We start from the raw sequence: 12,184 nt of genomic DNA on the forward strand, positions 1-12,184 counted from the left end.
CGCCGACGTGCTTGCACGTCGGCGTCGTCGTTTCCGGGCCGCGTGCAACGCCGATGCGCGTCCGCGTGCGCGGCGCCTGCGACGGTGCACCGGTAGAATCGGCGCATGGACGAACGCCCACGCGCCGTGCTCACGCCCTGCACCGGCGTCTGCACCCTCGACGAACACGGCACCTGCCACGGCTGCCTGCGCAGCCTGGCGGAGATCGGCGGCTGGCTGCAGATGAGCGATGCCCAGCGCCAGTGGTTGATGGACGTCGAGCTGCCGGCGCGCGAGGCTGCGCGCGGATGAGTGCCACCTTCGACACCGCTTTCGATACCGACAGCCTCGCGCACGCGCTGCATCCACTCGATGCGCCGCCGTCCGCGCGCGGCTGGAACGTCGACGAACTCGACGGCCTGCTGGACGGTGCGGTCGAGCTGCGCGAAGCGGCGGTGCTGGTCGGTCTCGTGCGCCGCGCCGACGGTTTGCAGGCCGTGCTGACGCGGCGTACCGACACGCTGCGCCACCACGCCGGGCAGGTCAGCTTTCCGGGCGGTCGCGAAGAGCCCGGCGATGGCGGGCCGCTGCAGGCCGCACTGCGCGAAGCCTGCGAGGAGATCGGTCTCACCGCAGCGCAGGTGCAGCCGCTCGGCTATCTCGATCCACTGGCCACGATCACCGGCTATCGCGTGACGCCGGTCGTCGCGTTGCTCGATCCCGACTTCGAGGCGGTGCCCGAACCCGGCGAGGTGGCCGAGGTGTTCGAAGCGCCGCTGGCATTCCTGATGGCGCCGGACAGCCTGCGCCACGTCGACATCGAATTCCGGGGCCGCATGCGCCACGTGCTCGAATACGAAACCCTCGCCGCTGCGCCCACGCATCGCATCTGGGGCGCGACGGCGTCGATCCTGCTCAACCTGCGCGATCGTCTGGAGCGCGCATGAGCGCGCGCTGGGCCACGCTGGTCGACGCGCCGACGCTGGCGGCGCTGCTCGGCGATCCGGGCCTGCGCATCGTCGATTGCCGCTTCACGCTGGCAGTCGCCGGTGCATCCGACGGCGCCGGCGAATCGGCGTGGCGTGACGCGCACATCCCGGGCGCGGTCTACGCGCATCTCGAACGCGATCTGTCGGGTCCGAAAGGGCCGGGGCTCGGTCGTCATCCGTGGCCGAAGGCCGATGCGTTCGCCGCGACGCTGTCGCGTCTGGGCATCGCACCGGACATGCAGGTCGTCGCCTACGACGATAGCGACGGTGCATTCGCCGCGCGCCTGTGGTGGTTGCTGCGCAGCTCCGGGCACCGGCACGTCGCCGTGCTCGACGGCGGCTGGGCGGCCTGGCGTGCGCTCGAACTGCCGGTCGAGACGGCGGCGCCGCAGACCGCAGCGTCACCGTTGGCGGCCGGCGCCTTCGACGAAACGCGGCTGCTGCGTGATGCGGACGCCGTGCAGCGCCATCTCGATGCAGGCGGTCTGCTGCTCGACGCCCGCGCGGGGGCGCGCTTCCGGGGTGAAGTCGAACCGCTGGATCCACGCGCGGGCCATGTGCCGGGCGCGCGCAACCGGCCGTATGCCGACAATCTCGACGCGGGGCGGTTCAAGCCTGCGAACGTGCTCGCGGCGGAATTCGATGCGGTGCTCGGCGGGCATGCGCCGACCGATGTGGCGGTGATGTGCGGCTCGGGCGTCACCGCGTGTCACCACCTGCTGGCGATGGCGCATGCCGGCCGCGATGGCGCGAGGTTGTATGCGCCGTCGTGGAGTGGCTGGGTGGATGATCCAGCGCGTCAGATTGCGGTCGGTGAAGCCTGACGGGCGGATCGTGCCCCAGGTCGGCTCTGGACGTTGCTGAGAAGCGCTGGATCCCGGCAGTCGCCGGGATGACGGGATTTTCTGCGTCGCCCCGGCGAAGGCCGGGGTCCAGCGACTTCGCTCTGGTGACGGTCGGAATCCGCGCGTCGAAACAGCTCGGTGCCCGTCTCAGCGCCCCAACCGCGCCACCAGCGCCCGCAACCCCGCCTGCGTATCCGGCGCGTTCCACGCATCGACGAAGCGATCGAGTTCGATGTTCGCGGGCGACAGCGCCTCCACCAGATCCGCCCGCGCGATCGCGCGGGTTTCGAGCATCGGGGCGCGGGGCAGGGCGAGCAGGGATTCGAGCCAGATGCGTGCGCGCAGCGGCACTTCATCGATGCCCGCGAGTTCGTCCACCAGACCGAGACGCAGCGCCTCGTCCGCATCGACGAGCAGACCACCGACGAGCAACCGTTCGGCTTGTCGCGCGCCGATCGTGCGGCGCATCAGGCGCTGGATGCCGTCCGGTGCGACCAGGCCGACCTGCGTCTCGTTGAGACCGATGCGGTACGCGCCCGAGGCCATGACGCGATAGTCGCAGCACAGCGCCAGCACGCAGCCGCCGGCAGGCGCATGGCCTGCGATCGCGGCGACGACCGGCATCGGCGCGCCGGCGAGTGCACGCGCGCCAGCGAAGAACGCATCCCAGGCATCGCGCAGCGACGCGGCGTTCGGCAGCGCCAGCAGATGCGGCACGTCGAGGCCGCCGGAAAACACTTTCGGGCCACCGGCAAGCACGACGCCGCCGACGCCATCCGCGGCCGCGGTCTCGATCGCATCGCGCAGCGCGAGACACAGCGCCGGATCGAGCGCGTTCGCGGGCGGGCGGGCGAGCTTGAGCTCGCGGATCGGGCCGTGGTCCTGGGTCTCGATCAATGCGGTCATCGCGTCGGGTCCATGCGGGAAGACTCCGCATGGTAGCGGCAGCGCGCTGTCCGGGCCGTGGCCCGGCGCTGGAAATGCAGCGCCCGCGGATGGCAGGCGCCGCGCTGAATCAGCCGGCCGCGAGTGCCTTCGCGCGCACCGATTCCGGCAACGCAACCGGACGCCCGGTTGCGCGGTCGATCCACACCATCACCACATGCCCGTCGGCATGCAGCGTGGCGCCGTCGTCGGACACAATGCGGTGGCCGATCGTCACGCTGGAGTTGCCGAGGCGATCGGCCAGCAGTTCGACGACGATCTTCGACGGATACGGAATCGGCACCTTGTAGTTCATCTGCACTGCCGCGAGCAGCGGCGCGGTCTCGTCGGTGACCCAGGCCTCGCCCACCGTGTCGAACCAGCGGATGCGCGCCTCCTCGAGGTAGGTCATGAAGTTGGAATTGTTGACGTGGTTGAACGCATCGAGATCGCGCCAGCGCAGCTCGATCGGCATCCGGATCAACACTTTCGATTCGCTCATGCCTTGGCTCCCTTCTTCTTCGGCGCCCGTTTTGCGGCGGTTTTCTTCTCGACCGGCGGCGTCGCCGCATCCGCGTCGGGGTCGACATGCTTCGAGCCGGCCTTCATCAGTTCCGCGCGCACTTTCGCATCGGCCTCCGCGGCCTTCGTGGAGGCGCCCTTGCGCGGCAAGGGCTTGGGCAGGTGCGACGTCGACTTGCGCGCCAGTTTGCGTTCCGGCTTCGGCGCCGCAGGCTCCGGCAGCTTGGTCTCGAGCAGGCGCGCGAGGAACTGGCCGGTGTGCGACTGCGGCATCGCCGCGACCTGTTCGGGCGTGCCCTCGGCGATGATCTGGCCGCCGCGGTGGCCGCCTTCGGGGCCGAGATCGATGACCCAGTCCGCGGTCTTGATCACGTCGAGGTTGTGCTCGATCACGACCACAGTATTGCCGTCGTCGCGCAGCTTGTGCAGCACGGCGAGCAGATGCTCGATGTCGTGGAAGTGCAGGCCGGTCGTCGGTTCGTCGAGGATATACAGCGTGCGCCCGGTGTCGCGACGCGAGAGTTCCTTCGACAGCTTGACGCGCTGCGCCTCGCCGCCCGACAGCGTCGTCGCGCTCTGGCCGAGCTTGACGTAGGCCAGGCCCACATCGACCAGCGTTTCGAGCTTGCGGGCGATCGGCGGCAGGTTCTCGAACAGGCCCAGTGCGTCCTCGACGGTCATCTCCAGCACGTCGTGGATGCTGTGGCCCTTGTAGAGGATCTCCAGCGTCTCGCGGTTGTAGCGCTTGCCGTGGCAGACGTCGCAGGGCACGTAGACGTCGGGCAGGAAGTGCATCTCCACCTTCAGCAGGCCGTCGCCCTGACAGGCTTCGCAGCGTCCGCCGCGCACGTTGAAGCTGAAGCGGCCGGCCGCATACCCGCGCGATCGCGCTTCGGGCACCTGCGCGAAGAGCTCGCGCAATGGCGTGAACAGGCCGGTGTAGGTGGCCGGATTCGAACGCGGCGTACGACCGATCGGTGACTGGTCGATGTCGACGACCTTGTCGAACAGGTCCAGACCTTCGATCTCGCGATACGGCGCCGCCTTGTGCGAGGCGCCGTTGATCTCATTCGCCGCCAGCGAATGCAGGGTGTCGTTGATCAGCGTCGACTTGCCCGAGCCGGACACGCCGGTGATGGCGGTGAACAGGCCCGAATGGATCGTCAGGTCGACGTTCTTGAGGTTGTGGCCGGACGCGCCGAGCAGCCTGAGCTGCATCTTCGGATTCGGCTTGTGGCGCTTGGCCGGAATCTCGATGCGCTTGCGGCCGCTGAGATACTGGCCGGTCAACGAACGCGGTGCCTTGAGTACGTCTTCGTACGAGCCCTGCGCGACGACCTCACCGCCGTGCACGCCGGCGCCGGGGCCGATGTCGACGATGTGGTCGGCGAGGCGGATCGCATCCTCGTCGTGCTCGACGACGATGACCGTGTTGCCCAAATCGCGCAGCCGCGTCAGCGTGCCGAGCAGGCGTTCGTTGTCGCGCTGGTGCAGGCCGATCGACGGCTCGTCGAGCACGTACATCACGCCCACCAGGCCGGCGCCGATCTGCGACGCCAGGCGGATGCGCTGCGCTTCGCCGCCCGACAGCGTGTCGGCCTTGCGCTCCAGCGTGAGGTAGTCGAGACCCACGTCGACGAGGAAGCTCAGGCGTTCGCCGATCTCCTTGACGATCTTGGCCGCGATCTCGCCGCGCCAGCCGGGCAGCTCCATCGTGTTGAAGAATGTCAGCGCCTCGTCGATCGGCAGCACGACCAGCGACTGCATCGGCCGGTCGGCGACGAACACGTTGCGCGCCGAGCGGTTGAGGCGCGCGCCGCCGCAATCGGGACACGGCCGCTCGCTGATGTACTTGCCCAGCTCCTCGCGCACTGCCGACGACTCGGTCTCGCGATACCGGCGCTCGAGGTTCGGCACGATGCCTTCGAAACGGTGCTTGCGCTGGGTGCGCGCGCCCGAATCGGTGATGTAGGTGAAGTTGATCGTCTCGGTGCCGCTGCCGAACAGCACCGCGTCGCGCGAGGCCTGCGGCAGTTCCTGCCACGGCGTATCGACGTCGAAGCCGTAGTGCTTGGCCAGCGACTGCAGCAGCTGGAAGTAGTACGCGTTGCGGCGATCCCAGCCACGCACCGCGCCCGCGGCCAGCGACAGCTCCGGATGCACGACCACGCGGTCGGGATCGAAGAACTCGCTAACGCCCAGGCCGTCGCAGGTCTGGCAGGCGCCGATCGGCGAGTTGAACGAGAACAGGCGCGGCTCGAGCTCGGGCAGCGCGTAGTCGCAGACCGGGCAGCTGTACTTGGACGAGAACAGGTGCGGCGCGATCGAAGCATCGTCGATCGCCTGCACCGACACCATGCCTTCGCCGAGCTTGAGCGCTGTCTCGAAGGACTCGGCCAGGCGCTGTTTCATGTCCTCGCGGACCTTGAAGCGGTCGATCACGGCTTCGATCGTGTGCTTCTGGCGCAGCGCGAGCGTGGGCAGGCCGTCGATCTCGTAGAGCTCGCCGTCGACGCGTACGCGCACGTAGCCCTGCGCGCGCAGCTGCTCGAACACCTGGGCGTGTTCGCCCTTGCGCTCGCGCACGACCGGCGCCAGCAGCATCCAGCGCTGCTCGGGATCGAGGGTCAGCACGTGGTCGACCATCTGGCTGACCGTCTGTGCTTCCAGCGGATAGCCGTGGTCCGGGCAGCGCGGACTGCCGACGCGGGCGTAAAGCAGGCGCAGGTAGTCGTAGATCTCGGTGATCGTGCCGACCGTCGACCGCGGATTGTGCGAGGTCGACTTCTGCTCGATCGAGATCGCCGGCGACAGACCTTCGATGTGGTCGATGTCGGGCTTTTCCATCACGCTGAGGAACTGACGTGCATACGACGACAGCGACTCGACGTAGCGGCGCTGGCCCTCGGCATAGATCGTGTCGAACGCGAGCGACGACTTGCCCGAGCCCGATAGACCGGTGATGACGATCAGCTGGTCGCGCGGCAGGTCGAGGTCGATGTTCTTGAGGTTGTGGGTACGTGCACCGCGAATGCGGATGGTATCCATCGCCATCGGCTTGGGAATCCGGTTGTGGAACGGGGGGAGGACGGTCCGGACCCGCACTGCGGCACACGGGGCGCGCGGCGCGGGGCAATCGATCAGACTAGCGAGCCCGACAGATGGGGGCAAACTCCGGATGGACCAGTCTGCAGGCGGGCCGTCGCAGGATCTGCGAATGGCGCCCGTTCATCGCCGCGGGCGGGATCGGAGCGGGAAGCCGCCCCTCCGGGCCGGATCGGGGCCGGCTGCGCGGCGACGCCGGAGAGCGGGTTGACCGCAAGTCACTGATCCCATTAAAATCCCGCTCCTGTCCGCCCTCGATGGCGGCAGGTGAGACCACAATAACTACAGAGGAAGTCTGGTCATGAGTTATGCAGTCCTCGTCACGGGCGGTAAGCAGTACCGCGTGATGGCAGGTGAAACCCTCCGCGTCGAGAAGCTCGAAGGCGACGTGGGTAGCGAGATCAAGTTCGACAACATCCTGCTGCTGGGCGACGGTGATGGCGTGAAGCTGGGCGACGCGCTGAAGGGCGCGACGGTTGCCGCGACGATCAAGTCGCACGGCCGCGCCGACAAGATCCGCATCATCAAGTTCCGCCGCCGCAAGCACCACATGAAGCAGCAGGGACATCGTCAGCACTACACCGAAATCGAGATCACCGGCATTGCCGGTGGCAGCAAGTAAGGAGCAGCAGGCATGGCACACAAAAAGGGCGTAGGTTCTTCGCGCAACGGCCGCGACTCCAACCCGAAGTATCTCGGCGTCAAGATCTACGGTGGCCAGGCCATCGAAGCCGGCAACATCATCGTGCGTCAGCGCGGCACCCAGTTCCATCCGGGCGCAGGCGTCGGCCTTGGCCGTGACCACACGCTGTTCGCGCTGGTCGACGGCACGGTTAACTTCGGCACCAAGGGTCCGAAGAACCGCCGCACCGTCAGCGTGCTCGCCGAGGCCTGAGCCTCCCGCGACGCGTGACACCGGAAAGCCCCGCTTCGGCGGGGTTTTTCGTTGATGGCCGCCGCGCGGTGGCCATCGGTTCTCCCCCCCCGTGCGCCCGTGATGCGATGCATCGCGATCCGGCGCCTCGGGTAAGCTGGCCGGCGATGTGCGTGGTATCTGCCGCGCATCCCGGGCCTGCATTCCTCTTTCCGTTCCGCTCTACCGGTTGCCTGTCATGAAGCTCGTCGACGAAGTCGAAATCACTGTCACCGCCGGCAATGGCGGCAATGGCTGCGTCGGATTCCGGCGCGAGAAGTTCATTCCGCTCGGCGGTCCGGACGGCGGCGACGGCGGCAACGGCGGCAGCGTGCTGATCGTCAGCGACGAGAACCTCAATACCCTGGTCGACTTCCGTCACCAGACGATGTTCCGCGCCGGTCGCGGCGAGAACGGCATGGGCCGGCAGATGTACGGCAAAGGCGGCGACGACAAGGTCATCGTCGTGCCGGTGGGCACGGTGGTGCACAACGTCATGACCGACGAGGTGATCGGCGATCTGACCGAGCACGGCCAGAGCCTGCTGGTCGCGCGCGGCGGGCAGGGCGGTCTGGGCAACATGCACTTCAAGAGCTCGACCAACCGCTCGCCGCGGCAGTCGACGCCGGGCGAGCCGGGCGAAGAGCGCACGCTGCGCCTGGAACTTAAGCTGCTGGCCGACATCGGCCTGCTGGGCTTCCCGAACGCCGGCAAGAGCACGCTGATCCGTGCGGTGTCGGCGGCGACGCCGAAGGTGGCGGACTATCCGTTCACCACGCTGTACCCGAATCTCGGCGTCGTCAGCGTCGAACCTGCGCGCAGCTTCGTCATCGCCGACATTCCGGGCCTGATCGAAGGCGCGGCCGACGGCGCTGGCCTCGGTGCGCTGTTCCTGCGCCACATCCAGCGCACGCGCGTGCTGCTGCATCTGGTGGAGATCGCGCCGCTCGACGGCACCGATGCCGTCGACCAGGTGCGCGCGATCGAGCGCGAGCTCGAGAAGTTCGATGCCGCGCTGCTCGACAAGCCGCGCTGGCTGCTGATCAACAAGGCCGACACGCTGCTGCCGGAAGAGGCCGAATCCGAAGCCGCGCGCATCATCGACGCGCTCGGCTGGACCGCGCCGTGGTTCCTGATCTCGGGCCTCGCCCACGACGGCACCCGCGAAGTCATGCTGAAGCTGCAGGCCACCCTCGACGACATGGATCGCGAGGCACGCGAGGCCGCGGACGCCGTCTGAGGCGCGCAAGCAGCGAGATTGCGCTGCCCGGTCTCGCGACGCCGGTTCTGATCGCGCAGCGCCTGCGTGCGGGCGTATTGCCCACGGTGTCAGCGCGGCACGCGCCCGATCGCGTCGGCGTCCTCGGTCAAGCCGGCCGACTGCGAATGGCGCGCTCCAGCCGTGCGCGCGGTCGCGCTTCGGCGCCCGACAAACGTCTTCGCATCGTCGCTGACGACGTATCTGCTGGCCGGCGCGTGCGTTGGCTTCGCGATTAGGCGAAGGCCCCCGCGCGACTGGGGGTGTGCGGGCTTGCACAGCACGCGTGTCGACACTGCAGTGAGGCAGGCCGTAAGCGCGTCGAAAATCGGCTGCTGGCGCACGTGCGCATGTCCGGCGATCCTCGCTTGGCCCCCGGCAACGCAGCGCAGATCCGCCCGTCATCGCGCGGTGCCGCGTTCGCGTCGCACGCAATGCCGGATCGGCCTGGAGCGGCCCAACAAAAAACCCGGCCGAAGGCCGGGTTCTTCTCGCATCGACCGCCGAAGCGGCCGGGCAGGGATCAGGCAGCGGCCTTGATCGCCTTGATGCGTGCGGTCAGACGGCTCTTGTGACGAGCTGCCTTGTTCTTGTGGATCAGACCGCGCGAGCTGAAGCGGTCGAGGATCGGCTGGGCGACGTTGAACGCCTCCTGTGCGCCGGTGGCGTCGTTGGATTCGAGCGCCTTGAGCACTTTCTTGACGGCGGTGCGGAGCTGCGAGCGCTGGGCGGAGTTGCGCGCATTGCGCACGACGGTCTGCTTGGCGCGCTTCTTGGCGGACTTGATGTTTGCCACGATGGATTCCTGGAAGCTGGACGTGTGAAAATCCGGCTTGGCCGGACGAACTGGAAATTTGAGCAGGAAATTATGGGTCTTTCAGATACTTGCGTCAACCGGCCCGGCCTGAACGGCGCGATCTGGTGACGGCCCCCGATCCGGCGGCCGCCAGCCCGGCCCCGAAGAAGCGCGGCGGACTGCTGCGTTCGAGCGCGGTGTTCAGCGCGATGACCCTGATTTCGCGGATCGCCGGCTTCGCCCGCGACATGCTGCAGGCGACGCTGTTCGGTACCGGCGGCGCAATGAGTGCGTTCATTGTCGCCTATCGCATCCCGAATTTCCTGCGTCGCGTGTTCGCCGAAGGCTCGATGGCGATGGCCTTCGTGCCGGTGCTCAACGAGATCAAGCAGCGCGGGGACCGGGCCGCGCTGAAATCCTTCATCGACCACATGGCCGGTGCGCTGTGCGCGGTGGTGCTGGTGGTCTGTGCGCTGGGCATGTTGCTGGCGCCGGTGATCGCCCGGCTGTTCGCGCCGGGCTGGGCGGACCAGCCGGAACTGCTGGGCCAGACCGCGCTGATGCTGCGCATCACGTTTCCGTATCTGCTCTTCATCTCGCTGATGTCGCTGTCGGCGTCGATCCTCAACAGCCACGGCAAGTTCGCGCTGCCGGCGTTCACCCCGGTGCTGCACAACCTGACGATGATCGCCGCGATGCTGTGGCTGGCGCCGCGCTTCGCACTGCCGCCGCAGGGGCTCGCCTGGGGCGTGCTGATCGCCGGTTTCCTGCAGCTCGCGCTGCTCTGGCCTGCGCTCGGCCGCCTCGGGCTGCGCCCGCGTTTCCGGCCCGGATTCAAGCATCCGGAGGTACGCAAGGTCGGCCGGCTGATGCTGCCCACGCTGTTCTCCTCGTCGGTCGCCCAGGTCAATCTGCTCGTGGGCACTGCGTTCGCGTCGCTTCTGGCGGCAGGCAGCGTGGACTGGCTGTATTACTCGGACCGTCTGATCGAGTTTCCGCTGGGCCTGTTCGGCGTCGCGCTGGGCACGGTGATCCTGCCGCATCTCTCGCGCCGGCACGCGGCCGAGGATGCGCAGGGTTACAACCAGTCGCTGGACTGGGGCCTGCGCATGGCGCTGCTGGCCGGGGTGCCGGCGGGGTTGGGCCTGCTGCTGCTGGCCGAGCCGATCACCGCGACGGTCTACAACTACGGCGCGTTCGGCGCCGACGACACGCGGATGGCGGCGATCAGCCTCACCGCGATGAGCCTGGGCGTGCCGGCCTTCATGCTCAGCAAGGTCCTGGCGCCCGCGTTCTACGCGCGACAGGACACGAAGACGCCGATGCGTGCGGCGATCTGGACGGTCGCCGCGAACGTGGCGCTGACGATCGCGCTGACCACGCCGCTGTGGCTCTACGACGTACCCGGTGCGCATGGCGGCATCGCGCTGGCGACGGCGCTGGCCGGCGTGGTCAATGCGGCGCTGCTGTGGCGGTATCTCCGCCAGCGCGGGATCTTCACGCCGGAGCCGGGCTGGGCGACCTACGCGCTGCGCCTGACCTGTGCCTGCGCGGCGATGGCGGTCGTCGTGCTGGGCCTGCGGTTCTGGATCGGCGCCTGGACCGACATCCACGGCGCGCTTCACCGCATCGGCTGGCTGGTGCTGGTGATCGGGGCGGGCGGGGCGACCTATGCGGTCGCGATGGTCGCGCTGGGGTTGCGGCCGCGGCACCTGCGGCACTGATCGGCGCGCGAGGCGGCTGAACCCGGGTCGGGTCGGGTGGCGGCTATACTTGGCGGTCACTTTTTCCGCGGGCGTGCACTGGTGCGCCCGCCGCAACGGACCCACATGAGCAGGCTGTTCCGCGACATCGCCGGCGGGCCCCTCTGTGCCGACGGCAGCGTGGTCTGCATCGGCGCGTTCGACGGGCTGCATCTCGGACACCAGGCGCTGGTGCGGCACGCGGTCGCGCGGGCGCAGCTGCTGGGCGTCGACGCTGCCGCACTGAGTTTCGAGCCGTTGCCGCGCGAGTTCTTCGCCGCCGCATCGCCGCCGCCGCGGCTGGGGCCTGTGCGCGCGAAGTTCGAAGGCCTGCGGGGTCTCGGTGCCGACGTGGTCGGTCTGTTGCGCTTCGATGCGCGCATGGCCGCGATGTCGCCCGAAGCCTTCGTCGATGCCGTGCTCGTGCAGCGGCTGCGCGCGCGCGAAGTCTGGGTCGGCCCGGGTTTCCGTTTCGGCCACAAACGCGCCGGCGATCTGGCGACGCTGCAGGCCCTGGGCCGCGAGGCGGGCTTCATCGCCGGCGAGATCGAGCCGCTGGTCGTCGACGGCGAACGCGTGTCGAGCACCCACATCCGCAACGCGCTGGTGGCCGGTGATTTCGAACACGCCGCGCGTCTGCTCGGACGGCCGTACGCGGTGTCCGGACGCGTGGTGCGCGGCCAGCAGCTCGGCCGCACGCTGGGCTATCCGACCGCGAACTTGCGCTTCGGCGGCAAGGTGCCGGCGCTGCGCGGCATCTACGCCACGCGCGTGCACGGCATCGGTGATGCACCGTGGCCGTCGGTGTCGAGCTTCGGCACGCGGCCGACGGTCGGCGGTGTCGAGCCGCTGCTCGAAGCGCATCTGTTCGATTTCGACGGCGATCTCTACGGCCGCCGCATCGAAGTGGAATTCGTCGCGCGTCTGCGCGACGAGGAAAAGTTCGACGACCTGCCGAGTCTGGTCGCGCAGATGGATCTCGACGCCGCACAGGCGCGGGCCGTCCTCGCCGCACCGCCTTCCCCACGACACGAAACGCAACGACAGGACTTCGCGTGAGCGCAGACGCCAGCAACTCCAATCCCTACAAGTCGACGATCCACCTGCCGGC

Annotated in this window: 9 protein-coding genes and 2 pseudogenes; 7 read left to right on the plus strand and 4 right to left on the minus strand. The window is 68.5% G+C overall.

Annotation, left to right across the window (positions count from 1 at the left end; all coding sequences use genetic code 11):
- Positions 1-105 precede the first annotated feature (105 nt).
- Together V3391_RS02230 and V3391_RS02235 are read left to right on the plus strand one after the other, a co-directional pair.
- Positions 106-926 (plus strand): annotated as a pseudogene (locus V3391_RS02230) (NUDIX hydrolase).
- Positions 923-1,792 carry a sulfurtransferase gene (locus V3391_RS02235; protein ID WP_332076794.1) on the plus strand — a complete coding sequence of 290 codons (870 nt, stop codon included), beginning with the start codon at positions 923-925 and terminating at the stop codon, positions 1,790-1,792. The pseudogene V3391_RS02230 and the gene V3391_RS02235 overlap by 4 nt, the downstream one beginning before the upstream one ends.
- 168 nt (positions 1,793-1,960) lie before the next feature.
- On the opposite strand, the gene V3391_RS02240 is transcribed toward V3391_RS02235, so the two are convergent.
- The 3 genes and pseudogenes from V3391_RS02240 to uvrA all read right to left on the minus strand — a co-directional run.
- Positions 1,961-2,719, minus strand: a complete 759-nt coding sequence (locus V3391_RS02240) for an enoyl-CoA hydratase/isomerase family protein (protein ID WP_332076795.1) — start codon at positions 2,717-2,719, stop codon at positions 1,961-1,963.
- 109 nt (positions 2,720-2,828) lie between these two features.
- The gene (locus V3391_RS02245) at positions 2,829-3,239 is read right to left on the minus strand and encodes an acyl-CoA thioesterase (RefSeq protein WP_332076796.1); all 411 of its coding nucleotides are present in this window, start codon (positions 3,237-3,239) and stop codon (positions 2,829-2,831) included.
- Between the two features lie 191 nt (positions 3,240-3,430).
- Positions 3,431-6,313 (minus strand): annotated as a pseudogene (uvrA, locus tag V3391_RS02250) (excinuclease ABC subunit UvrA); the annotation flags it as partial.
- A 352-nt stretch (positions 6,314-6,665) separates the two neighbouring features.
- Between uvrA and rplU the strand changes: the two are divergent.
- From rplU to cgtA, 3 genes are all read left to right on the plus strand, one after another.
- Positions 6,666-6,986, plus strand: coding sequence for a 50S ribosomal protein L21 (rplU, locus tag V3391_RS02255; RefSeq protein ID WP_332076797.1), 321 nt, complete (start codon positions 6,666-6,668; stop codon positions 6,984-6,986).
- 12 nt (positions 6,987-6,998) lie between these two features.
- Positions 6,999-7,259 carry a 50S ribosomal protein L27 gene (rpmA, locus tag V3391_RS02260; protein ID WP_332076798.1) on the plus strand — a complete coding sequence of 87 codons (261 nt, stop codon included), beginning with the start codon at positions 6,999-7,001 and terminating at the stop codon, positions 7,257-7,259.
- A 217-nt stretch (positions 7,260-7,476) separates the two neighbouring features.
- A complete protein-coding gene (gene cgtA, locus V3391_RS02265) occupies positions 7,477-8,517 on the plus strand; it encodes an Obg family GTPase CgtA (protein WP_332076799.1) in 1,041 nt (346 codons plus the stop codon).
- A gap of 541 nt (positions 8,518-9,058) precedes the next feature.
- Here cgtA and rpsT read toward each other — a convergent pair.
- Positions 9,059-9,331: a 30S ribosomal protein S20 gene (gene rpsT, locus V3391_RS02270; RefSeq protein ID WP_232136107.1), complete on the minus strand. Its 273-nt coding sequence runs from the start codon at positions 9,329-9,331 to the stop codon at positions 9,059-9,061.
- Positions 9,332-9,510: 179 nt separating this feature from the next.
- Between rpsT and murJ the strand changes: the two genes are divergently transcribed.
- Positions 9,511-11,055 carry a murein biosynthesis integral membrane protein MurJ gene (gene murJ / locus V3391_RS02275; RefSeq protein ID WP_332077690.1) on the plus strand — a complete coding sequence of 515 codons (1,545 nt, stop codon included), beginning with the start codon at positions 9,511-9,513 and terminating at the stop codon, positions 11,053-11,055.
- 105 nt (positions 11,056-11,160) lie between these two features.
- Positions 11,161-12,132 (plus strand): bifunctional riboflavin kinase/FAD synthetase, encoded by a 972-nt coding sequence (locus V3391_RS02280; protein ID WP_332076800.1) that lies wholly within the window; start codon positions 11,161-11,163, stop codon positions 12,130-12,132.
- The last annotated feature ends 52 nt before the right edge of the window (positions 12,133-12,184 follow it).

It is taken from the genome of Luteimonas flava (genome assembly GCF_036584485.1).
Classification (GTDB): domain Bacteria; phylum Pseudomonadota; class Gammaproteobacteria; order Xanthomonadales; family Xanthomonadaceae; genus Luteimonas; species Luteimonas flava.